Here is a 24,167-nt window from a genome sequence, read left to right as displayed (position 1 = left end):
CCAAAGCCCCAGCCGCTCGGCGATACGTGGCTGCTGCCGCGGAGAACACCCCCAAAGCCCCAGCCGCTCGGCGATACGTGGCTGCTGCCGCGGAGAACACCCCCAAAGCCCCAGCCGCGAGGACTCGGTGCGCTCGCTGCGCTCCTCAGTCGCTCGTTTCACTCGCTCCTTTCGGTGCTTACGTCGCGCGCCGTCGTCCTCGCGGCTGCCCCTTTGAGTCCCACCCCGCACCGCACAGCACCGCACCTCACACCTCCCCAGCCTCGCGGCTCCCTCGCTTCGCTTCGGTCGCCGCGTCCCTCGCGCGTGCGACTCGCGCCCTTCGGGCGCTCGTCGGCACGCGCCGACCGCACCGCGGTCGTTAATAAATAGTCGCCGAGGTCCGGTCAGTCGTCGTCCGCGGGGGCGCGGTCGGCGAACTGCGAGAGCACCTCGTCGAGCAGCGCGACCGTCGCCAGTCGGATCGCGTGCGGCCAGCCGAGCGGGGTCGCGCTGTCGGGCGTCCCGTCGTCGAAGAACTGCTCGGGGAGGTACGTCGTCGGCTCGCACAGGGAGCCGCCGGGCGAGACGTGCGCGAGCAGGTCGCGGGCCCGGGCCGCCATCTCGGCGGCGCGCGGGTCGTCGCGCGCCGCGAGCAAGGCGGCGAGCTCCGCGCAGGCGTTCGCGCCCCACGCGGTCGAGACGGTCCACACCTTCTCCGACTCCTGGTCCGCCCGCCGCCAGCCGTCGCCCTCGTAGCGGATCAGCCCGGCGATCGCGTCGCTCTCGTGGGAGAGCCCGTCGACGACCGTCTCGACGTGCGAGACCAACCGGTCGAGGCGCTCCTCGTCGACCGCGCCGGCTTCGCTTCTCCCATTGCCGGCGTCCGCACCGAGCGCGTCGAACGAGCGGTGCGCGGCCGCGAGCGCCAGCGTAGCGGAGTCGAGCCGACCGTCGACCCCGCCGTCGAGCGTCTCGCGGACCGCGTAGCAGCCCCGGTCCGGCAGCCACAGGTCGTCGAGCGCGTCGTACACCTCGCGGGCCCGGTCGCGGGCGTGCGCGGCGAGGTCGTCGGGGAGCGACGCGGCGCCCGGCACGGCGTCGGGGTCGTCGAGCGCGTCGGCGGCGAGCCCCTCGCCGTGACGGCCGAGCTCGCTGTACGCCTCCAGGAACGTCGCCGCGGTGTGCGTGAACCGGCCGGCCGAGTCCTCCCACGCGTTCTGACAGACGACCGGGCGGCCGTCAGGTTCGAGCGTCCGGTCGAGCCCCGCGAGCGCGGCGACCAGGGTGGCGTCGAGCCCCTCGACGTCGACAGTGCGGGACGACGTCCCGCTGGCAGCCGGACGGGGTCCGGCGACGCCCGCCGCCCGGGCCCGCGCGAGGTACGCGACGACGCTGCCGGTCTGGTCGGCCTGGTAGTCGACGTCTGGCCCGTCCTCGATGCGGGCGTTCGCCCACCCGGGCGCGAGGGCGCCGTCGCGGGGCCACACCCGGTGGGGCCACGAGCCGTCGGGGCGCTGCGTGGCGACGTACATCCGGGCGGAGCGGGCGTGCCAGTCGCCGAGGTCGAGGCCGAGCGCGTCGGCGGCGCCGAGCAGGAATCCGGATATCTCCGCGTCGTCGCGGAACCACGTGTAGCCGTAGCCGCCGGAGTGCTCGTAGTAGGGGTCGAAGTCCGGCCCCGCGATCCGGAGCCCGGACGGGGCAGAGAGCAGCGAGAGGACGCGAAGGTCCGCGACCACCGACTCGCGGGCAGGCGCGGACTCGGGCACCGACGGGAGCGCGTCGGCGGCCGCGTCCGCGAGCGCGTCGACGCCGTCGAGGTCGGAGAAGAGCGCGTCGAGCCGGTCGCGGGCCGCCTCGCGGTCGGTCTCCGCGCGGTCCGCCAGGAGCGTGGCGACCGTCGCGACCCCGTCGTCGAACGGCACGTCGGCGATCACCTCGCCGGAGAGGCGCTCCTCCTCGTAGCGGTCGCCGTCGCGGGCCCGCGGGAGGTCGGTGGGGTCGTCGTCGAGCAGCTCGGGGAACGTCGCCGGGAGCTGGCCGCGGAGGTCCGCGAAGCCGGTCGCGCTCGCGAGGAAGTCGTGCTCGTCGGCGTGGAACACCTCGACGGCGTCGTCGTATCGGAGCTGCCCCACCCGGTCGTCGCGGCCGTCGGGCGCGAAGCGGGCGTAGACGACGAGCGAGGCGTCCGCGGGGTCGGCGGCATCGTTCGAGCCGGCGCTGCCCGCGTCAGCGTCGTCGAACTCGACCGACGCCCGGGTGAGGTGCGCGTCGCCGAGCGTGACGTCGTGGCGGGTCACCGTCGCGCGGGCCGTCTCGTGGACCGTCTCGACGAGCGCGGCGTCGCCGACGTACCGCTGGGTCGTGTCGGCCTCGTCGAGCCAGGCGACCTCGTCGCCGACGGCGAGGCCGATCCGCGACCGGACGAGCCCGGTCCGACCGGTGAGCGGGTAGCCGAAGTCGCGGAGTTCGCCGTCGCCGCCGACGTGGACGAGCCGCCCGTCTCCACCCGAGAACCGACCGGTGACGGTGCGCCGCTCGCCGGGGAAACGCGTTCCCTCGCCGGCGTGGCGCTTGTAGTCGTCGAGCGCGTCGCGGAGCTGCATTACGCGAACACACGCCGGCGCCCGACATGAACCTTTGGTGTAATTATTGTTCGTTCGTTTGTCGAACGGAAACCCTCAAACCGCGGCGCGCCGAGTGACGTGCGTGTACGAACCCGGCCCCCCGCGAACGACGAGCGTCGGCGAGTCCGTGGAGCTGTCGCCGCGAATCCCCGATCCCGACGGGACCTACCGGTGGACCGTCCGCGACGCGCCGGCCGACAGCGCCCTCGCGACCGGGGACGGTCCGGACCCGGACGCGGCCGGGCCGCCGAGTCCGGCGACCGCGGTCGGAGGCGAAGGGCCGTCGACCCCGAGCCCCTCGTCTGCGGTCCTGCGCGCGGGCGAGACGGACCGCGACGACGACCCGGTCGTTCACCTCGTTCCCGACGCCCCCGGGACCTACGCCCTCGCGCTCGACGCGCCCGACGGCGTCCACCGCCAGCGCGTCAGGGCCTTCCCCGACGAGCGGCGCGATGCGGCGATCCGCGTCCCGGCGGCCGACCTCCCGGTGGACGACGACGAGGTCGACACCGTCTCGCTGCTCTGGCCCCACAACGAGAACCGGCTCGCGCTCGACCGCGCCGAGCGCGACGGCGACGAGTGGGTCGCCTCGGTCCGCGTCCTGCCGGGGCGACACGGCTACGGCTTCGTCCCGAACGGCGACCGCTCGGCGGCGTTCCACGGAGAGTGCGAGGTGCCCGGTCCCGGCCGACCGCGGCTCTCGCTGGACGCGACGGTCGTCGAAGGCGGCGACTCGGCGGCGGGTGACGATTCGGCGGGGCGCGACGACCCGACGGGGCGCGACCGGCTCCGCCTGACCGCCGGGGTCGAGCCCGCGCCCGCGGTCGACGAGGTCGAGCGGGGCGGCGACCCGGACGCGCTCGACGCGACGTTCCTCGTCGACGACCGCGACGCCGACCCGGAGACGGTCGCGGCGATCGAGTCGCGGGCGGACGGGCGGACGCTCTCGGTCCCGCTCGACGACCTCCCGGACTCGGTCCGGATCCGCGCGGTCCCGCACGGCGACCGGTACGGGGCCGGGGAGACGGTGCGGATCGAGACGAACGGGGACGCGAGTGAGTCGGTCGAGGTGAGCGATCCGAACCCGACCCCCGAGTGGGCGGAGTCGCCGACGATCTACGAGGTGTTCGTCCGGTCGTTCGCGGGCGACACGCTCCCGACGACGTTCGCGGAGATCGAGCGACGGGTCGAGTACCTCGAACATCTCGGCGTCGACGCGCTCTGGCTCACTCCCGTCCTCGCGTCGCCGACGGACCACGGCTACCACGTCACCGACTACTACGACACCGCCGCGGACCTCGGCTCCCGCGAGGCGTTCGAGTCCTTGGTCGACGCCTGCCACGACGCCGGAATCTACGTCGTCTTCGACCTCGTGATCAACCACACCTCTCGCGACCACCCCGCGTTCCAGCTCCACTCGGCCGGCGTCGACGCGTACGCCGACCACTACCGCCGGACCGACGGGGCCGCCGACGTGACCGGGATCGACTGGGCCGAACTCGGCGACGGCGACGTGCCGGACTACTACTTCGAGTGGGGTCGCATCCCGAACCTCAACTACGACAGCCCGGCGGTCCGCGAGTGGCTGCTCGACGTCGTCGACGAGTGGGCCGGCGTCGTCGACGGCTTCCGCGCGGACGTGGCGTGGGGCGTCCCGCACGGGTTCTGGAAGGAGGTCGCCGACCGCGTCCCGGACGACGTGCTCCTCCTGGACGAGACCATTCCCCACGACCCGTTCTACGGCGAGGGGGAGTTCCACCGCCACTACGACACCTCGCTGTACGAGACGCTCCGCGCGGTCGGTCGCGGCGACGAGCCGGCCGACGCGGTCGAGACCGCGCTCGCGCGCGGCGAGTGGCTCGGCTTCGACGACCCCGGCGCGCAGATGCGTTACGTCGAGAACCACGACGAGGACCGGTACCTCGCTGAGTACGGGAGAGACGCGCTGCGCGCCGCCGCGGCCGTGACGTTCACGCTGCCGGGCGCGCCGATGATCTACGCCGGCCAGGAGCGCGGCAACGAGACGTACCGCGGTCCGATCCGGTGGCACGACGGCGACAACGGCCTCACCGAGTTCCACCGCGAGTTGGCCGCGCTGCGCGAGGACGAACCGCTCCTCCGCCAGGGGGAGGTGGCGTTCGACGGCCGCGCGGCCGACGTCCGCGTCGTCGACGGCGACGCCGAGCGCGTGGTCGCCTACGAGCGGACGCCGCCCGAGGGAGACGGAGCCGACGACCCGCTCCTCGTCGTCGTCAACTTCGCCGAGACGTCGGCGACCGTCGCCGCGCCCGAGGCGGTCGAGTCCGATCTGTTCGCGGGCGACGAGAGCGCGGTCGAGGACGACGGCGAGGGCGGGGCCCGGGTCGCGGTCGACGCCGTCGCAGTACTCCGATAGGTGGTCGACGCCGTCGCCCCGCTACGGTGACGGCCCGGATGTCGCCGGCCGGTCGCGGGGCGGCGAGGACGCCCGGGACCGACTCTTATAAGTGTCGCTCGGGAGAGGCGTTCGTATGGACGACCGGACGCTGACCGACCTCCTCCGTCGCTTCGGGCTCTCGGACAAGGAGGTCGACACCTATCTCAGTCTGCTCGAACACGGCGAGGCGAAGGCGAGCACCGTCGCCGACGCGGCGGGCGTCTCGAAGCGGTACGTCTACAGCGTGAGCGAGTCGCTGGCGGACCGCGGCTTCGTCGAGGTGAACGACCACGTCGTGCCGACGACGATCCGCGCGAACCCGCCCGATGAGGTGATAGACCGGCTCCGGTCCGACGTGGACGCGATGCGTCCCGGACTGGCCGAGCGGTACTCCCGGGTGGAGCGGCAGGCCGAGCAGTTCGAGGTGATCAAATCGCGAGTCACCGTGATCAAGCGGATCCGGTCGCTGCTCTCGGACGCCGACTCGGAGGTGACGCTGTCGATCACCGCGGAGCAGCTCCCCGAGGTGAAGGAGGGGCTCGTCGACGCGGTCGAGCGCGGCGTCCTCGTCTTACTCGTCGTCTCCGACGCGCCCGCGGACCTCGACGCGGACGACCCAGCGCTGTCGGGCGTCGCGAACGTCGTCCGGACCTGGAGCGAGGCGATGCCGACGCTGCTCACCGTCGACTCCGCGGCCGGCGTCGTCTCCCCGCCCGAACTCCTCCGACGGTCGACGACCGACCGACAGGCGATCGCGTTCGCACAGGAGCAGCTCGCGCCGGTGATCGTCGGGTCGTTCCTCGGTAACTACTGGCCCGCCGCGACCGAGGTCGCCGTCGCCGACCCGGCGCCGCTCCCGGCCGAGTACACGGACTTCAGACACACCGTCCTCCAGGCGACCCTCCGGCTCCGCGCCGGCGACCCGCCGCGGGTGACCGTCGGCGGCCGGTGGACCGACAGCGACGAGCCGGCCGAGGTCGTCGGCCGCGTCGTCGAGACGAGACAGGGGATGGTGGAGCCGACGAACAACGAGTTCCCGGTCGAGCACTCGCTCGTCGTCGAGACGGACGACGGCGAGGTCACCGTCGGGGGGCAGGGGGCGTTCGTCGAGGACGTCGAGGCCGACCTCGTCCGGATCGAATCCGACGCGGAATAAGGCGACGACGCGGGCGCCGAGTCGCGGTGAATCGGGGCGCGCGGCGGGCGACGCGTCGCTACGGCGGCGGTCAGTTCTCCGGGGGAACCGACGCGGCCGACGGGCCGCCGTCGAGGGAGGGAGCGTTCGGATCGACCCTGACCCACCAGTCCGAACCGGTCGAGTCGCCGGCCGACGCGAGGAGGGCGATCCCGGCGATCCGCCCGCGCGAGTCCCGACGGCACACCTCCAGCGCGGCCGGGAGGGTCGCGACCCGTCCGTCGGCGGGCGACAGCGCGTACCCGGTGATCCGGACCGTCGCGTCGTCGTCCGGAGCCCCGGCCTTCGAGGCCGGTCCCGCGTCGTCGACGCGCTCGTAGCCCCCGACGAGGCCGACGGCCGCGAGGCGGTCGAACGCCGCGCCGACCGGATCGGCGGCGGACGGCTCCGGCGGGTCGGGGAGGCGCTCGGCGGCGTCGGCCACCACCGCCGCCTGCGCCGTCGGATCGAGGTGTCGGTCGAGGGCGGCCGCCATCGCTTCGAGCAGACAGAGGCAGAGGTCGTCGGGGTCGGAGACGCGCTCGGCGAGCGAGAAGTACGCGTCCATGACCGCCGACTCGACGCGGTCGTGGCCGCCGGCGGAGAGCGCCTCGAACGTCGCCGCGGCCGTCGCGTGACAGAACTCGACGCGGTCGCGGGCCGGTCCGCGCTCTCCGGCTTCGTCCGCGGATCGGCGGTCCGTCGGCCCGTCGTCGCCGCCGGGTCGGCGGTGGGCGGCGCCGTCAACGATCCGATCCGTCAGCTCGTCGGGCGGCGCCTCGCCGTCGTCGGGGGCGAACGTCGCGGGATCGTCGGGGACAGGCGTCGGGGCGTCGTCGGGAGCGGACGTCCGCGCTCCGTCGTCCCGCCCCGTCGGCCGCGAGGGCGGCTCCACGAACCCCTGTCTGACGACCACGTCGTAGAAGGGGAGTTCGGGGTCGTACCGGCGGAGCGCGTCGCGGTACTGCTCCGTCGCCCGGGCCGCCGCGCGGGCGGTCTCGCGGCTGTCGAACCGCAGCCCCGCAGCGGGGACCGGGCGGTCGCCGTACCGCGCGCAGACGAGCGAGAACTCGCCGTCCTCGCTCGCGAGCGATTCGATGTGGTCCGCGATGTCGAGCAGGGTGGTTCCGATCACGTGTCGCTCCTGATTGCCTGGCCGGTCACTCCTCCGGGCTCGGGTACGTCTCCTGCGGGCCCGGGTGTGGCTCGGCGAACCGGTCGCGGGTCGCGCCCGTGGCGCGAGCCGAGCGGTCGGCGCCGCCGAACCCGCCCGAACCGCCGGAGCGGTCGGTGAAACCTCCCGTCACCGGCGTACCCGGACCGGCCGTTCCGCGGCGATGAAGGGCTCGTCGCGGTCGGTCGCGGCGAACGCGATCCCGTCGGTCCCGCCGCGCTCGACGCGCCACGTCGGCAGCGCCGGGATGCCGTACGCCGTCGGGTCGCTGTACGTCGCCGCGACGGTCCACTCGCGGGCGCGCATCTACAGGTCCCCGTTGATGGCGTCCGCGACCCGCTGCCGGTCGAACAGCCGCTCCGCCGCCGGTATCTCCGGGTACGGGCCCTCCTCGTACCGCGGCCACTCGCCGAACGCGTCCGGGTAGAGCTGCTTCGCGGTCATCTCCAGCTGGAAGAGGTTGAGGATCGGTCCCTGATACCTGGCGCCCTGCGGGTGGACGCGGTCGTGTTTCACCGCGGCGACCTTCGAGCCGACGGGGTCCTCCTCGAAGGCGGTCCGCCGGCCGGCCATGTCGGTCCCCGGCTCGAAGCCGCCGAGGTAGAGGATGACGTCGGGGTCGGCTTCGAGGATCGCCTCGAAGTCGACGACGGCACCGGACTCGACGCTCCCCTCGAACGCGTCGCGCGGCCCGAGAGGGCGCGTGTGCGAGGTGAGGAACCCGGGGTTGCTCAGCGTGTACGCGTAGATCTCCTCGATGTCGGCGGCGGCGATCATGATCGCGGTCGGGCGCTCCGCCTCCGGCGGGAGCCCCTCTTCGATCGTCGCGAGGAGGTCCTCGCGGACGGTCGCGAGCGCCTCGTAGCGCTCGCGCTCCCGGAACGCGTCGGCGACGATCTCGAACTGCTCCCAGAGGCCGTAGTACTGGTACCCGTCGGCCCACTCGCCCGTCGGCTCCTGGTGGCGGTCGGAGAGCGAGTTGCCGAACCACGGCGAGACGCGCTCGGCGATCTCGTCGATGTCCTCGCGACTCCACGCGTCCTGTCGGGTGATCCACGCCGGGTCCGCGAGGTGGAGGTCGCTGTCGAGCGCGTACAGCTGCTCCTTGTCGGGCTGCCACGAGGAGTAGAGCCCCGACCAGTCGAGCGAGACGCCGGGGAGCCGCTCGACGAACTGGTTCCAGAGGCCGTCGTAGTAGTCGGGCGCGTGGAGGGCGGTGACGTCGTCCCCGCGGCCCAGCGCGAACGCCATCCCCGCGTGGTGGGTGAGCCGGGTGAACACCGTCTCGGGGGGCGACTCGAACGTCACCTCGCCCACGGGCGAGATGGACGCCGTGTAGCTCCCGTCGTCGGTATCGTCCGTCGCGGAGGCGTCCGAGTCGCCGGCCTCGCCGTCGGTCGAGCTCCCTCCGTCGCCGTCGGAACCGGACGGGTCGTTCCTCGCGTCGCCGCCGGTACACCCGGCGAGCAGGCCGCCGAGAGCGACCGTACCGCCGTACTTCGCGAACGCTCTGCGGGTCGATTCCTCGGGTACCGCGTCCTTGCTGGGCATACTTTTAGGCCTCCCTAAAACAAGTTAATCGTTCCGATCTTTAGGTCAGCCTAAAATTAATTGACACGCCGGCCCCCGGGGGCCGGTCACTCCTCGTGGCGCGCGCGGATCGGCGTGACCCGCGGGCCGCGGTCGGTGGCGACGACGTCGGCGTCGACGCGGAACACCTCGGAGAGCAGCTCCTCGGTGACGACCTCCTCGGGCGGGCCGCGGGCCCGGACCTCGCCGTCCGCGAGCGCGACCACGCGGTCGGCGAGCCGCGCGGCCTGCTCGATGTCGTGGAGGACCACGACGACGGTGACCTCGCTCTCGTCGCGGAGCGTCTCGATGATCTCGGTCACCTCCATCTGGTGGTGGAGGTCGAGGAACGTCGTCGGCTCGTCTAAGAGGAGCACGTCCGTGTCCTGCGCTAAGACCATCGCGATCCACGCCAGCTGCTTCTGCCCGCCGCTGAGGCTCCCGACCTCGCGGTCGCGCAGGTGACCGCAGCCCGCCAGATCGATCGCGCGCTCGACCGCCCGGGCGTCCTCGGCGGTCGTCCGCTCGAAGAACCCACGGTGCGGGTAGCGGCCGTGGTACACGAGGTCCTCGACGGTGATGCTGTCCGGCGACGTACTCTCCTGCGAGAGCAGGCCGAGCCGCTTCGCGAGCGCCTTCGTGTCCATCGAGTGAACGTCGCGCCCGTCGAGCAGCACCGAGCCGTCCTCGGGTTCGATCTGGTCGGCGAGCCCCTTCAGCAGGGTGCTCTTCCCGGAGCCGTTCGGCCCGACGAGCGCCGTCACCGCGCCCGGCTCGGCGGCGATCGACTCGCCGTCGATCACCGGCTCGGGCGCCGTCGGGTACCCCAACACGAGGTCCTCGGCGTCGAGGTCGCTGGCGTCGGCCGCCGGGCCGCCCGGACCGTCCGCCCCGTCTGCGCCGCTCGGTTCGGCCGCGTCGCCCGGGCCGTCAGCCGCCGGTTCGGTCGCGCCGCTCGATTCCTCCGACTCCGTCGCGTTCGCGCGGAAGATGGTCATTCAGAGGTCACCCACGTTCTGCCGCCGCCGCATCAGGTACAGGAAGTACGGCCCGCCGACAAGCCCGGTGACGATCCCCACCGGGACCTGCGCGTCGGCGCCCGTGAGCACGCTCATCCCGAGGCGCGCGCCGACGTCGGCGCCGACCATCAGCGCCGGGCCGACGAACAGGCAGCCGACGACCACCCGCTTGTAGTCGCTGCCGACCAGGTTCCGCACCACGTGGGGGACGATGAGGCCCACGAAGCTCACGATCCCGGCCACCGCGATGCTGGCGGCCGCCGCCAGCACGGCGACGCCGGAGAGCGCGAACCGAACCTTCTCGATCGACATCCCCAGCGACTTCGCCGTCCGCTCCCCGAGGAGGAGGAGGTTCAGCTGCCGCGACCCCGCGAGCGACAGCGCGACCGCCGCGAGCGTCCACGGGAGCGCCATCCGGACCTGCTCCCAGTCGGTCCCGGTCAGCGAGCCGGTGGTCCACTGGATCGCCGACTGGACGACACCGATGTCGTTGGCGAAGAAGAACAGCCCCGTCTGGAGGCTGTTGAAGACCGTCCCGACGATCACGCCCGCGAGCACGAGCCGCACGGGGCTCGTCCCGTTCTTCCACGCGATGGCGTAGACGACCAGGAACGCGACCGACCCGCCCAGCGCCGCGATCAGCGGCAAGAACGCCGTTAACCCGCCGAACACGACGAGCGTGAGCAGGATCATCAGCCCGGCCCCGGAGGAGACGCCGAGGATGAACGGGCTCGCGAGCTCGTTCCGCGTCACCGCCTGGAAGATGGCGCCGGAGACGGCGAGGTTGGCCCCGACGACGACGGCGACGAGGACCCGCGGCAGGCGGATGGTCCAGACGACGAGCGTCTCGCGCGCGAGCTCCGGCAGCTCCCCCTGAAACCCCGTGACCGTCCGCATCAGCCCCTCGCCGAGGAGGAAGTTGAGCAGCCACCGCGGGTCGAGCAGGACGGCGGGGTCGAGCACGGCCCGCCACGCCTGCCCGACCGTCATCGAGTACGCCCCGTAGCTCACCTGGACGAGCCCCGCGACGGCGACCAGGGCGAGGCTCCCCGCGACGACCGTCGCGAGTCGAGGCTCGAACAGCCACCCGAGCCGGTTCCCCTCGACCGGTCGCCCGGAGGACCCGCCGCTGACCGTCCGGCCTTCGCCGTCGGCGACGGAGCCGCCGTCGGTCCTCGCCTCCCCGTCGCTCATGGCGACTCCGCCTCGGCTCGCTCGGCGTTCGGGTCGTCCTCCGCGACGTGCGCCGCGATCGCCTCGTCGTCCATCGCGTCGAGCAGGGCGTCGGTCCCGTGGGCCTCGACCACCGCCTCGGGGTCGAGGCGCTCGGCGAGCGCGCGGTGGCCGGCGGCGGCGCGGGCCGCCTCCTCGTCGACCTCGACGTACGCCGACAGCGCGTCGTCGACCGCGGCCTCGCGAACGCGCGCGAACCGCTCCGAGTCGGGGTCGACCGGCCCATCGGCGTGGGTCTCGTCGAACCACTCGACCCAGCGGTCGCGGTCGGCCCACTCGTCGTCGAGCTCCGCCTCCCGGCGGACCCAGTCGACGCCCTCGGCCGGCTCGGGCCACCAGCCGTCGTCGATCCGGGCGTCGGCGACGACCCGCTTACCGACCCGAGCGCCTCTGCCCGCCGCCGTGACCGCCTGCCGGTCGGCGTCCGAGGGGGAGGCGACGTACAGCCCGTCGACCGGCGTCCCGCCGTCGCGGTCGGCGTACTCCCGGTCGAATCCCTCGTGCGTCTCGCCGCCGTGGTCGTGGACCTCGAACATCGTCTCGTCGTCGTCGAGTCCGCGGAGGTACTCGCCGTCGTAGCGCGTCGCCGCGACCACTCGGCGGGCGGCGACCGGATCGCCCGTCTGCGGCGTGACGACGAAGCGCGGTCCGTCGGCGTCGGGAGACGCAGACGACTCGGCGTCACCGGCGGCCTCGTCGGGGCCGTCGCCCGCGCGCTCGACGGACTCGACGAGGTCGTCGACGACCGCGCAGCCCGCCCGCTCGGCCTGCGCGCGCATGAGGGCTGAGAGCGTCTCGGCGTCGACGCCCGCCGGGAACCCGGGGTAGTTCTCCAGGTGCGCGCACCGGGCGAGCGACGACCGGCCGCGGTCGAAGACGGCGACGTCGAGCCCGTCGCGCGCCGCGAACACCGCGGCGGCGCAGCCGGCGGGCCCGCACCCGACCACGACGACGTCGCGGTCGACCGCGGGGCTCATTCCGCCCCTCCGGCGACGATCGAGGCGACCTCCTCGCGGTCGAACAGCCGCTCGTCGGCGGGGATCTCCGGGTAGTCGTCGCCGTGCTCGTAGCCCGGCCACTCGCCGAACCGGTCGGGGAACAGCTGCTTCGCGGTCATCTCCAGCTGGAACAGGTTCATCAGCGGCCCCTGAACGGGGGTGCCGGAGGGGTAGAACCGGTCGTCCGCGACCGCGGAGAGATCGCCCGCGACCGGGTGCTCCGACAGCTCCGCGCGGATCGCGCCCACGTCGTAGTAGGAGGCGATCCCGTACTGGTGGAGGACGACGTCGGGGTCGACCTCGAGCAGCTGCTCGTGGTCGTAGGCCGTCTCGTAGGTGACATCGTCGCCCGCGAACGCGTCGGGCACGTCGAGCGGGCGCACGTGCGCGTTCGCGAACCCGGGGTCGTCGGTCCGCGAGGGGTAGTAGGTCCCGTCCATGTAGATGAGCGTCGCGACCGTCGGCCGCTCCTCGGCCGGCGGGAGGTCGCTGCGGATCGTTTCGATCAGGTCCTCGCGGACCGCGTCGAGCGCGGCGAACCGCTCCTCCTCCCGGAACGCGGCGGCGACGCGCTCGCCGATCTCCGAGAGTCCGTAGTACTCGTAGTCGTCGCGGTACGGCGCGGGCGGCTCCGAGTGCCGCCGGCTGTAGACGTTGCCGAACCACGGTCCGACTCTGTCGCGGATCTCGGCCACATCGTCCGCGCTCCAGCCGTCAAAGGAGGCGAACAGGGCGGGGTCGGCGAGGTGGAGGTCGGAGTCGAGCTCGTAGAGGAGTTCGCGGTCGACGGAGATGCCGCCGCCCGATCCGGAATTAAGCTGCGTGAGCCCGTCGCGGTCGAAGGAGACGCCGTCGAGGTCGGCGTAGTAGGCGTCGAGCGTGTTCCCGCCGGCGTCGGCGTCGAACCCGAGCGAGTTGACCGCGTCGCCGTGGCCGAGCGCCACCGCGAGGTCGGCGTACAGCAGGCTGTACACCAGCACGTCTTCCGGGACCGAGTCGAACGTCACCTCGCCGACCGGGGCCATCGAGGCGGTGTACGCGTCCGCGCCAGCGTTCCCGTCCGACGAGTCGCCGCCGGAGCCGCCGTCCGCAGATCCGTTCCCGTCCTCGGACTCGCTCGGCGCCGCGTCCCTTCCGCTACATCCGGCGAGCAGTCCCGCGCCGGCGACGGCGCCGACGTACCTGATCGCGTCGCGTCGCGTGCCGGCGAGTCGGTCCGCGTCTGATCCCATACGATTTAGGCCACCCTAAAGATTTAAAGCGGTTTCGAATCTTAGGTGGGCCTAAATACGAGCGAGCAGTCCCGAGGAATGCGCGAGCGGCGGCGGCGGAGCGGGAACGGGGCGACCCGTGGGAGAGAGGAGCCGTTCGAAGGCGGATCGGTCGCGAATCGTATTTCGTATCGCGCCATACGCTTTACTCGGCGCCGAACGTCCGAACGCTCTCGAACGAGCCGTCGGCGATAGCGCCGGCGATACCGTCGATATCGGCGTTTCGAGGCACCTCGTGGGGATACTTACGAGCGAAGTACCGCGTGAGGTTCTCGACGTCGCGTTCGAGGAACTCGCGCGCGTTCTCGTGGTCGACGGACACCGCCTGCGGCCAGTCGAAGATCGTGATACCGCTTTCGGCGACCGCGACGTTGTGCTCGGAGGCGTCGGCGTGGACCCAGCCCAGCTCGTGGGCGGTCGCCAGCTCCCGGAGGATCAGGTCGAGGACGCCGACCGCCTGTTCCGGGTCGAGCGTCGCGCGCGAGAGCTCCGCCCCGGCGAACTTCTCCATCACGATGGCGTGGCGGTTGTGGTCGACCGGTCGCGGGACGCTCACGTCGGGGTACAGCTCCTCCATCGCCTCGTACTCGCGTTCGGCCGCCTTGCGCGCGGTGTAGAGCCACGAGACGTGGTCCCGGTCGGCGGTGTACTCGCGTCCGCGGTTCACCTCGCGGAAGTTGGTGTACCCCTCCCGGTGGTACTTCAGGGCGAGCGGCCGGAACGACTGCGCCTCGTACACGTCGCCCTCCTTGCCGAGCCCGAGCGGCGACCCCACCCCGTCTATCGTCTCGCGCTCGGCGAACGTCCGGAGCGCCAGGGCGTCATACCCTTCGAAGGTGAGCTGGTACCCCTCGTACTGGATCGTCTTCCGCTCGATCAGCTCGCGGTCGAGACAGCGGTCGATCCGGTAGTCGACCTCCTCGCGCGTCAGGTCGGCGTACTCCGGGAGCTTGTCGCGGCGGACCCATTCCGAGAAGCGCATCCCCTGCTCGACGCCCGAGAGGAGGTAGAAGTCCTCGGGGTCGAGCTCCGCCATGTCGCCGGCGACGTTTCGCACCATACGCGCCCCTACTCCGGCGAATCCTAAAAGGGACGCGCGTTCGGGAGGATCTGATAATAAATCGGATAACGCGATATAGAATTCGGACTGCATGGAACCCCCACAGTCTCGGAGGATGAGCTAGTTTTGGGTTGAATCGCCATCTATTCATGATTATTCTCACCACACAAGGACCGTTTTTAAATCTCTGAGTTTGAACTACCGGACAAGCGTACGAAATTGTATGGATTTTAGCGCTCCTGAATAGAGTTGCCACTCCCGAACGGCAGACTCAGCGAGATCTTAGCGGGTTAGTCGTGTGGAATCAATGCTGAGGCAACGAGCTCAACACACTCACCCGCAGTAATCACAGGTGCGTAGTCCATCTCGCCGTCAACGTCCGCCTTCAGCAGGAAGTCGGTGAGCCGCCAGATATTGTACAAGAGTACGGCAAACACGAAATAGAACAAGCGAACGCGGTAGTCTTTCGAGGAGGTCTTGGCGAGAAAGTCACCTTTAATCGATTTGTACTCGCTCTCGATCTGCCACCGGCGACTATACCGTTTACAGAACGCCTCGGCCTCATCGGGTCCCACTCGGAGATTCGTCGCGAAGACGGCTGTCCCCTCCCCACTCGTCGACGGCACGTACAGGAGCCGCATTGGATGCGATCCAGATTCCACATGGACAGAAGCTGACTCAACGGCCACCTCTTGGTCGTCTTCCTCCATTTGTTCGAGTACATCCCGTTCGGAGCTGGAGACCCGCTTCGGAATGAGGTAGTTCACATCGAGGTTTGAGAGCGTCTGGAACACTTGTATCGAGTCAAACTCTCGATCACACAGCACTGTCTCAATTGGAACGTGCTCTTTTGCTCGTCGAACGAGCCGTCGCACAGTACGATGGATCTGATTCGACGGGTTCTCATCCCACTCAGAGCTCTCTCGAACCGGCTCAACCGCCAGAACGAGCGGGATGTTCTGCCCGATGATCGAGAGGGTTGCGAATTTAAATGCTCGACCGTCTCTGTCCTTGGTCCCGCTGACCATCGGCATTCCTTCGACCTCTCCGTAGTAGGGAATAGTCGTGATGTCGATCGCGGCTGTGACTGGACGCCGGAACGATGCTTCAGAGGCGATCACCGAGAGTAAGCGATCCGTCGTTTTGTTGAATCCCCTCACGAGTTCTTCGGGGCCAAATTGTTTGACAGCGCGGAGGTGGGTATCACCATGCGGTCCGTACTCTTTCCCGCGCCGATATTGGAAGCGAGTCGCTCCCTGCGAGGTGCCACAGCGGACCATCCCCATGAACGTCTGTAACTCGAAAAATTGCGTGTCCTCGTACGAGAGGTTCGACGCCCGACCAGAGTCGAAGTGTCCATAGGCGTGATCACGCGCGAGGCGCGTTGTCTGGACAATCTCGTCCTGTGAGAAGGATTTGTCTTCGACTGGGTCTGCGTCTTCTTGCGTATCGTCGACGATCTCTGCCTTTGGCCGCACCTCCGGCGCTGAGATGCTGCGATCATGGAATTCTTTGACAACGAAGTGGGCGGCAGCGTGGATGTATTCGTGGGTCGCGTCGTCGAATCGATTTCGCCACGCACGAGAGAATGCTGATTCGTCGGGCACTCGACTGAAGCCGAGAATAGTCGCTACTTCCGGTTGTCGGGTGAGTCGTCGAGTGAAGTTGGCGTATGAGTCACCCGTTATCTCCATGAACACGAACGAGAGAACCATTGCGCGAAAGGAGAGCGGCGCAGGATGCCACGCTGGATACCCGTCTTCGATAGCATCTATCGAATGATCGAGCTTCTCGAACGCGGTGACGAGATCGGTTTCTTTGAGCTTGTTCCGAATAGTAATCCCCAGTTGGTACGCTTCACACAGAGAGCGCATTCACAGACGCTCGTCGCGAGTTGAGTCGTCAGAACAGTACATGTGATTTCTGAGGCGGTTAACAGTAAAGTGGTCTACTTACTCTATCTCTGTCATTTGGATTTTATCGACGAGTGGTCGATCGCTACTCTTGGACCCGATAGTCGATCCGACTTGATTATTAGCAAATTATTTGGATTTATCTGCTCTGTTGAATCCGGTGACGGCACCGGGATCGCGATCGCTGAAGAGGCGATTATCTCGCTCTACATCGTCGAGGAGTTGGATCGATCCACCCAGTGATCTCGATCCTCACTCCCTCTGCTAAGATTCCATCTCTGAATTCTCTCGGCAGCGCTCCCGAACCGAGTACAGAGCGACTCGATCCCGATTCCTTCTGCGGATTCAACAGAGCAGTCTACTGGTATTCTCACCCCCAAATATTCGATTCTTTTGTTCGATACCGGACTGTTCCGCCAAAGAAAATAAATTTTCTTCGACTGATTGATCACTGTCGACCCTTAGACCAGGTTGACACTATCGACGAAGTGAGGTATCTGTCAGAGGCAAAACGCGTGGCTCGAAGGGACCATCGAGTCACGCGGGTTTCCGCTCTAGGCCCGTTAGTCTGTCACTAGTTCGATAATCGCGGTTGTCTCGTGAAGTGTACGAGCGGATGTCTGTCGAGAGTTGTGCACACGTATATATCCGGTATAGGCCATGAGACCCGGAGTGTTCCGCGAAACGAAACATATTGATCCACTATTTATGTATGTTTACAGACCTATGAAATCGAACTCGTTAGTTACCCGGTTTGATCCGACGACTACTCGGTCAGCACTCGACGCAGTATTCACTGCTGTCTCCGAGTTTAAAAATACAAATGCGAAAGAGCTTCGACGTCTCGACAGATATATTAACGCCGACACGATCAACCTGCTGTTTGGCGGTCCAGATAGTTCGACAACGCGTATTGAAGAGGGGACCCTTTCGTTTCGATACGGCGATGTATTCGTGACTGTTACACATGACGGATGGATCAAGATCGTCGACGCAGACACGTTCCGCTCACGACCAGCGCACCATGGACTGTCAGCAGACGCACGCGCACAACAGTCAACCGAAGCGGCTCTCAAAGTGGCGGCAGCGGCACTCGCCGAGGCTGAAGAATACGTCTGGACCGCCGCTAGCAACACTTCGGATAATAAACTTGGCGACCCGCTCTGGGCAGTGGTAGAGCAGCTCTGGGCCATTCAGACATCGATTGACGACCTGACCGCTCAGCCGTCTTCGACTGAACCGCTGGTAACACGGACAGATGACCAGCTGTGACGAGATGACCGATGACGCGCTGTTCAACCTCGGCATCGATCTCAACCGGGAAGAGACAGTAGGCGGCGCTATTGATCGGACACTGAATGCGATCCGTACCACACTGGGGGACACAGCGATTACCGTGTGGCGGAACCGCAACGAGCATGCTAGCAACCTTGAGAATGCTTACTCGCCGGAACAGCCGTCCCCACCGTTGTTCGGTTCCGAACGCCATACGGGTCGGTCGGATCGAATCCCTTCACCAGACGCAGCTCTAATCAAGCGATGTTTCACGGCTGATGCGCCGGTTCGAACTGACGGGGTGGCCGGACCAATCGCACCGGATGATAACCGCTGGCTTCCGCGTCAGGAACTTTTCGTTCCGATCGATTCCGAGCGTGTGCTATCGGTTGGCTGGGATCACCACGATCTCGCGACCGCGTTGGACGAGGCCGCTGTCCGTGATGTTCTCGAGCGAGCAGCAGGGTTACTCGCCGCGGCACTCGATCGTATTAGCTCCCAGACCCGTGACCCGACAAGCGAGATCGACTCGGAGATTCGCATCGGTGCGTTTCAACAAGCGATTGAGGACGCCGCCGATGGCGTCGCCATCCTCGATGACGAGGCGTACGTCTATATCGATCAGACGCACGTCGATATGTACGGATTCGACAGCAAACAGGAGTTGCTCGGTCGAAGTTGGCGAGAGCTATACGCTGCGGATGAAGCGGCACGGATCGAGAGGGAAGCTTTCGACGCGCTCGAACGTGATGGTCACTGGCAGGGGCGAGTAACGGGAAGTCGGCCCGATGGAACGACGTTCCCGGCGGAGCTGTCCCTGACGATGGTCGCCCCGTCCCGAATGGTCTGTACGGTACGTGACGTGACCGACCGTGAAGCGCGGGAACGCGAGCTCTCATTAAAAGAGCGGGCGCTGGACGAAGCAGGGATCAGCATCCAGATTACGGATCCGACCCAACCGGGAAACCCGTTGGTGTACGTCAACGAGGAGTTTGTACAGCTAACCGGGTACGAGCGGTCAGAGGCTCTCGGCCGAAACCCGAGATTCCTCCAGGGCCCCGGATCAGATTCGGAGACGACAAAGCGAATCCGTACGGCGATCGAAACCGAGCGACCGATAACAACTAAGCTGAGAAACTACACCGCGGAGGGTGAACCGTACTGGGCGAAGCTCTCCGTGACGCCGGTTCGAGACGAAAACGGAATCGTGACAAACTACATCGGGGTTCAACACGATATTACCGAGCAACGACGGCGGATCAGAGAGCTCAGAAACCAGACTGAGCGGCTAGAACTCGTTCTCAGCGGGACGGAGACGGGCATCGGTGAGTGGGACTTCAGTACCAACACAGTCACGTTGGACGCCACTTTACGAGAGGCGGTCGGAGCGAGCCCGACAACGATAGACGAGTGGCAAGCAATAGTTTACCCGGAGGATCGCGAGCGTGCCGCTGACGCCCTGCGGCGCCCGATCGAGACCGGCGACCCGGCTACTGAGACGATACGAATCGGGGCGGATGACAGCGAAGTCACGTGGATAGATCTACACACCGTTGCGAGTGATGCGGGTAATAGCTCTGCCAGTGTGCTGGCGATGGGGCGAGACGCGACGAAGCGCTCCGAGCGTGTGAATGGGCGTCGAAACTGTTTGATCAGGGCCCGCTGCTGTTCGTTCAAACTCGGGCCGTTGGCGGCGAAGCAGTCATTGAGGCCTGTGACCAGTCGTTTTCCGACGCGCTGGGGTACGAGCGCGAGGCGGTGGTTGGACAGCCGCTCAGTGAGTTTTATGACGATAGCTCGACTGATTCGCTCCAGTCAGACGGCTACGAACGCGCGCTTAGCGGCGATCTCACCGTCGCAGAACGCATGCTCGTGACGACGGACGGTGATACGGTCCCATGTCTGTTACGGGCGATCCCGCGCACCATCGACGACGAGGTTGTAGGTACCGATGTGCTGTTCATCGATATCTCTGAACGCGAGAAGTACACTCGGCGACTGGAGGCAGTGTTTAACAGCCCGCACCAGTTTACCGCGTTAGTCCGCCCCAACAAAATCGTGACTGACGTGAACGACACGCTGGTGGCACGCATCGGTGTTGATCGGTCGACAATAGTTGGTGAACCAATCGACAAATTCCCGTGGCTGGACCTTGACCCGAACCACGGACTCACGGTTTGTGAGGCGGTCAACCGCGCGGGTGGCGGTGAACTCGTCCAGACCGAAGGAGAACTACAGGGTCCAGATGGTCTCGCACGCATCGAGGTGTGGTTCAAGCCGATTCGTAACGCCGCTGGTGAAATCACGCTGATCGCCGTTGAGGGGAAAGATATCACCGTGAAGACGCGACAGCGACAGCATTTACAGGTGTTCCAGCGGGTCGTCCGACACAACGTCCGCAACGATTTAAACAAGCTCGTGGGATGGACGACGATACTCGCCGAGGAACCGGACGCTGACTGTCGTCAGGATCATCTCCGCCGACTGACGCGTATATTCGACGGGTGGGAACGACTTACGAACAAAATGCAGGTGATTGATCGCGCGATACGGGAGATACCACACGACGAGTCGACCGTTAACATCGCTGAGGTCACTGAAACGGCCGCAACGGCGGTACGGGATGACTACTCGGACGCAACGATCGCTGTCTCTGTCGACGCGACCGACGAGACTGTCTCACGATGGCTTACACGCCCACTTACCGAGGTGATAAAGAACGCGGTGGCCGCAGGAGACCGAGAAGACCCGTACGTCAACGTATCGGTGAGACAGGTCGACAACGGCTGGCTCCAGATCGTCGTGACCGACGACGGGCCTGGCATGCCAGATATCGAGCGGGAAGTACTCGTCACCGGCGAAGAGACGCCGTTACAGCACGGCTCTGGGCTCGGGATCTGGCTAATTCGGATGTTAGTCTCCGTACTCGGCGGAGAGATCGACGTCGACGTGACCGACACAGGTACCGAAGTCGTGCTTCGCGTTCCGACGTCGTCAGCAAACCGCAATCTGGGTTTAGTCGCACCCGAGCAGATATCCTAGTAGGTGTAGTGTACAAACCGCGAGAAGTGTAGAAAGGCCGATAAACAAAGCGCAATCTCACAACGAGGGTCAACGATCCGAAACCCACCAATCGAGGCGGGAGTGTGGCGCGGCTTCGTCGGGTAATATCACCGTATTCACTCCGGGGTAGACTCGCCGCCGTCTTCATCGACTATCCCGGAAGGCTGTCGCTCCACTGCTTGGGCCGATGCTTCACTATCCGAGCACGGCGCGGAGCCAACCACCTGCCATGTGGGGGCAACATCTCGCTTCCCACACACTCGCGCCTCGATCTGGCCGTCGCCGGTTCGCATCTCAACAACGTAATCGAAGTGTGCCGACCCAAACCAGCTGGAACCGTCGATGTCGCTCGCTGGTGGCAGGTGGATGAGCCCGCCGACGTCCTGATTTCGCCACTGGCCAACCAGTTCGTGGAGGAACCTGTCAAGCGCAGTCGGGTCGTGATGCGCTAGCAGTTGCGTCAACGTCGCGATCGCGAACGTTCCCGTTCGATCACCCGTCGCGAGCTGCGTCGTCGCACGTTCGGCGGCGACCCCAAGTGAAGTGAGGTCACCGCACCGAACCGGTCCGGCGTCGGTAGTCGCGACGTCAACACCGCCGTCGGTCTCGGCACCAGGGGTGGAATCGATGACGAGTGGGTCCATCGTCGAGAGCCGCGAGCGAACCTCATGGCGTGGGTACTTCGTCGTCAACACCGCGCCTATCTCGGTCATTGCTGCGTACATGGCGTAAAACAGGTCATCATATAATTGGGAGCTTGGCGCAGCAAATCCAACGATGTCGTCGTAGCGGACCGCGACATCGGCGATGAAAGCCGGTGTGATCGTCTCTGGAGACGGGTGTAAAACGGCTTCGAAGGTCTCACCGGGGTGCCTTTCCGCTGCGAGAAGCCGGTCGACTAGCTTGTTCCCGTAGTCGTCGACGTAGACGGAAGAGTCGACCCATGACGAACGATTTTCACTCGTCGTAGTCGCGGCGGGGTCAGTGGACCGGTTCAGATACTCGTACACCATCATAGTCAACTCAGACGGCTGAGTACTCATTCTATCTCACCTGTTCTGGTCGGTATTGAGGGCACTTTGACGAGATTCGCGGCGCGTCATTCCATCCTGAACTCATGCGTTCTATTCTTTCAGTATCCATACTATTTCTACGCCCGAAGATATGTGGCAGGCAGAATAGATACCGAATATGTCCGTGTCTTAGTAGTAGCCTACAGACATACGTCACTCGAAGAAGCCGCGGATGATCTTCGACTCCGCGGCGCGCAGATGCTGGTGGAGCGTTGACGAGGACACGTCGAACCGGTCGGCGAGGTCGGCACCGTTGATACCCCGCGGATCATCATAGTATCCTTCTTGGAGCGCTGTCTCGGCGATCTCCCGCTGTCGGCTCGTCAAGTCTGTATTCCCGGCCGACTCGTCGCGTCTACCGGATGACCCGGACACATGGCGCTTCGAGACGAGCTGACACGAACCGGAGACGGTAGACAGCTCCTCGCGGACCCGACCGATCACTTTCGGGTCCGTGGTCCAGAACGCCAACACGTCAGCGTTCGGGCGGGAACGGACACTGCTCAGTTGTGTGTCTGTCCGCATGAGTACGTCGCGAACCGAGGCTAGCGACCGGTCTGGTGTATCTCTCATCCGCACGGAAATTTCGTGGACGCTGCTATCGATCGAGGCAATACTGTCGAGTTCGATGCCCGGCGTCGCCGCGACGTAGTCACGAAATGCGGTCTCGGTGTAGCCGTCGACGCGACCGGTTAGGTGAAAGTTTTCCCTACCTGTTAGCGCGACGTGTTCGACGACGATTGTACCGGACGTCGAGAGGCCCGGGAAGAGCGGCGACGGATCCTGACATTCGAAGTCGAAGGCGATCGGTGCGTTCGACGCGCTCGCGGACTCAAGCGTTGACAGCCGCATTCCGGCGGCGTCCGCAACCGCACCAACTGCTTGTCGTTCTGGTTCGGCGAAGCGCTCGGCATCTGTACTGATGAACTCGGCGATCGCGTGGACGGTCCCACAATGGCTCACCGGAACCGCGAGCGATTCCCGGTAACCGAAATGGAGCAGTCGGTTGAGCCACTCGCCGTGAGCTCCTCCGGTCGCTTGTCCGTCGACGATACGCTGTGGTTCGTTTTGTGAGGCAGCGGTGATCGCGGGGAACGTCTGCCTGGCGCTTTCGTACAGCTTCGCCGGTCCACCTGCCTCGGACACTTCGACCGGGTCAATTCGCTCTGTGACCGGATCATACGTGCCAACGAACGCGTACTCCGCCACACGATCGCCGAAGTCGACAACCGCCTCACGCACTGCCGCCGATGTCTCCGCAGTCACGATCGCTTCAACGGTGTCAACCACCCCCTCCCACAGGTTCTGGTAGCGGTCCGCTTGCCGCTGGGTCCTGGCGACATCATTTGAGAGCCCCGCTATCGATGTCTCCTGACGGAGTTGTGTGAGTGCCGCCGAGACCTGCTGGCTCACCGCCCGAATGAACGATTCCAACGTCTCATCCCGTTCGTCAACGACGACGCTCAACAGACTCGTATCACCGAGCTGTGTGACGAGTGCCTGCTTCTCGGCCGCGTCGCCGGCGTCGATAACGGCGTCGGCCGGGAGCCAGCACGTGTCGGACTCGGTGAACGCTCGCCAGAGATCCGTCTCGCCCGGGTGAATTCGCTGTCGGCTACGTGATTCAGAGTTGTCTCCCGCAGTCGCAAGCCGCACCAACTCCCCTTCTGACGTATTGCGGTCGTATATCGCGAGCTCGTCAGCTGTTACCACATCGGCGACCGCCTTGACACACGCGTCGAACGCGTCTTCCGGATCCGTTGATTTGAATACACGGCTGCTCACGGCGTAGAGGTTCGTCAGCCGCCGCTGCCGGTCAAGCGCGTCACGCGCATCGGTGAGATCGGTAATATCGTTGGCGACGCCGAGTACTGCGTCCTCATCGCTGTCGACCGGGGTGAATGGTATTTTCCACGTTTCTAAGACTCGTTCGTTGCCTGCGGCGTCGGTCAGTGTCTCCTCGGTGCGATGGAGCGGCTTGCCGGTCTCAATCACCCGTCTATCGTCGTCGGTGAATGCGTCCACCTCGTCGGACTCGGCCGTGTAGTCAGCATCAGTCGAACCGATCATGTCCGAGACGGTAGTGCCGTACGCGTCAGCGACCGCTTCGTTCGCGAGCAAGAATTCGCCGTCTGTGTTCTTCGCGAATATCAGCTGGGGGACTGTGTTCATGACACGTTCGAGCTGATTGCGTTCGGACTCTATGCGGTCGCGCGCAGTACGTAGTTGACGTCGCTGCGCGACGAGCTCGATTGCCGTCTGGAGTGCTGTGTTGAATAGATGCTGAGTCACGGTTACAGCGGCTCACACAGTGGTTCTA

At 66.5% G+C, this 24,167-nt stretch carries 17 protein-coding genes and 1 pseudogene; 5 read left to right on the top strand and 13 right to left on the bottom strand.

The genetic code is table 11. From position 1 onward, the window contains the following. Nucleotides 1-386: 386 nt before the first annotated feature. Nucleotides 387-2,588, bottom strand: a complete 2,202-nt coding sequence (locus tag EXE42_RS12105; protein WP_137706609.1) for a glucan 1,4-alpha-glucosidase — start codon at nucleotides 2,586-2,588, stop codon at nucleotides 387-389. Between the two features lie 103 nt (nucleotides 2,589-2,691). Between EXE42_RS12105 and EXE42_RS12100 the strand changes: the two genes are divergently transcribed. Beyond that, nucleotides 2,692-5,004, top strand: a complete 2,313-nt coding sequence (locus EXE42_RS12100; protein ID WP_137706608.1) for an alpha-amylase family glycosyl hydrolase — start codon at nucleotides 2,692-2,694, stop codon at nucleotides 5,002-5,004. 115 nt (nucleotides 5,005-5,119) lie between these two features. Next, nucleotides 5,120-6,181: a TrmB family transcriptional regulator sugar-binding domain-containing protein gene (locus EXE42_RS12095; protein ID WP_092921012.1), complete on the top strand. Its 1,062-nt coding sequence runs from the start codon at nucleotides 5,120-5,122 to the stop codon at nucleotides 6,179-6,181. Between the two features lie 70 nt (nucleotides 6,182-6,251). Here the strand turns inward: EXE42_RS12095 and EXE42_RS12090 are convergent, their stop codons facing one another. From EXE42_RS12090 to EXE42_RS12055, 10 genes are all read right to left on the bottom strand, one after another. Then, on the bottom strand, nucleotides 6,252-7,334 hold the full coding sequence (locus EXE42_RS12090; RefSeq protein WP_137706607.1) for a hypothetical protein: 1,083 nt from the start codon (nucleotides 7,332-7,334) through the stop codon (nucleotides 6,252-6,254). A gap of 25 nt (nucleotides 7,335-7,359) precedes the next feature. Next, nucleotides 7,360-7,506 carry a hypothetical protein gene (locus EXE42_RS18595; RefSeq protein WP_158293707.1) on the bottom strand — a complete coding sequence of 49 codons (147 nt, stop codon included), beginning with the start codon at nucleotides 7,504-7,506 and terminating at the stop codon, nucleotides 7,360-7,362. Next, on the bottom strand, nucleotides 7,503-7,679 hold the full coding sequence (locus tag EXE42_RS19365; RefSeq protein ID WP_199233628.1) for a hypothetical protein: 177 nt from the start codon (nucleotides 7,677-7,679) through the stop codon (nucleotides 7,503-7,505). The genes EXE42_RS18595 and EXE42_RS19365 overlap by 4 nt, the downstream gene beginning before the upstream one ends. Continuing rightward, nucleotides 7,680-8,924: an ABC transporter substrate-binding protein gene (locus EXE42_RS12085; protein ID WP_137694526.1), complete on the bottom strand. Its 1,245-nt coding sequence runs from the start codon at nucleotides 8,922-8,924 to the stop codon at nucleotides 7,680-7,682. Between the two features lie 86 nt (nucleotides 8,925-9,010). Continuing rightward, nucleotides 9,011-9,940: an ABC transporter ATP-binding protein gene (locus tag EXE42_RS12080; protein ID WP_137706606.1), complete on the bottom strand. Its 930-nt coding sequence runs from the start codon at nucleotides 9,938-9,940 to the stop codon at nucleotides 9,011-9,013. Then, entirely contained in the window at nucleotides 9,941-11,155 is a 1,215-nt protein-coding gene (locus tag EXE42_RS12075) for an iron ABC transporter permease (RefSeq protein ID WP_137706605.1), read from the bottom strand. Beyond that, nucleotides 11,152-12,171 (bottom strand): FAD-dependent oxidoreductase, encoded by a 1,020-nt coding sequence (locus EXE42_RS12070; protein WP_137706604.1) that lies wholly within the window; start codon nucleotides 12,169-12,171, stop codon nucleotides 11,152-11,154. Before EXE42_RS12070 ends, EXE42_RS12075 begins: the two co-directional genes overlap by 4 nt. Continuing rightward, entirely contained in the window at nucleotides 12,168-13,424 is a 1,257-nt protein-coding gene (locus EXE42_RS12065; protein ID WP_092921006.1) for an ABC transporter substrate-binding protein, read from the bottom strand. Before EXE42_RS12065 ends, EXE42_RS12070 begins: the two co-directional genes overlap by 4 nt. A gap of 184 nt (nucleotides 13,425-13,608) precedes the next feature. After that, complete coding sequence (locus EXE42_RS12060) at nucleotides 13,609-14,523, bottom strand: serine/threonine-protein kinase RIO2 (protein ID WP_092921005.1); 915 nt, start codon at nucleotides 14,521-14,523, stop codon at nucleotides 13,609-13,611. Nucleotides 14,524-14,813: 290 nt separating this feature from the next. Beyond that, nucleotides 14,814-16,397, bottom strand: coding sequence for a transposase (locus EXE42_RS12055; protein ID WP_137706603.1), 1,584 nt, complete (start codon nucleotides 16,395-16,397; stop codon nucleotides 14,814-14,816). Between the two features lie 711 nt (nucleotides 16,398-17,108). Between EXE42_RS12055 and EXE42_RS12050 the strand changes: the two genes are divergently transcribed. From EXE42_RS12050 to EXE42_RS12040, 3 genes and pseudogenes are all read left to right on the top strand, one after another. Continuing rightward, a complete protein-coding gene (locus tag EXE42_RS12050) occupies nucleotides 17,109-17,708 on the top strand; it encodes a HalOD1 output domain-containing protein (protein WP_137694969.1) in 600 nt (199 codons plus the stop codon). Then, nucleotides 17,695-18,963: pseudogene (locus EXE42_RS20220) on the top strand (PAS domain-containing protein); the annotation flags it as partial. The gene EXE42_RS12050 and the pseudogene EXE42_RS20220, both read left to right, overlap by 14 nt. A 392-nt stretch (nucleotides 18,964-19,355) precedes the next feature. Continuing rightward, nucleotides 19,356-20,753 (top strand): ATP-binding protein, encoded by a 1,398-nt coding sequence (locus EXE42_RS12040; protein WP_321167822.1) that lies wholly within the window; start codon nucleotides 19,356-19,358, stop codon nucleotides 20,751-20,753. A gap of 137 nt (nucleotides 20,754-20,890) precedes the next feature. Here the strand turns inward: EXE42_RS12040 and EXE42_RS12035 are convergent, their stop codons facing one another. Together EXE42_RS12035 and EXE42_RS12030 are read right to left on the bottom strand one after the other, a co-directional pair. Next, nucleotides 20,891-21,790, bottom strand: a complete 900-nt coding sequence (locus tag EXE42_RS12035; RefSeq protein WP_137706600.1) for a hypothetical protein — start codon at nucleotides 21,788-21,790, stop codon at nucleotides 20,891-20,893. Between the two features lie 210 nt (nucleotides 21,791-22,000). Next, nucleotides 22,001-24,139, bottom strand: a complete 2,139-nt coding sequence (locus EXE42_RS12030; protein WP_137706599.1) for a helix-turn-helix domain-containing protein — start codon at nucleotides 24,137-24,139, stop codon at nucleotides 22,001-22,003. Between the last annotated feature and the right edge of the window lie 28 nt (nucleotides 24,140-24,167).

The organism is Halorubrum sp. SP3 (assembly GCF_005435195.1).
GTDB classification, from domain to species: domain Archaea; phylum Halobacteriota; class Halobacteria; order Halobacteriales; family Haloferacaceae; genus Halorubrum; species Halorubrum sodomense.
The sequence above is the reverse complement of the archived record's forward strand: the minus strand, read 5'-3'. Positions and strand labels throughout refer to the sequence as shown.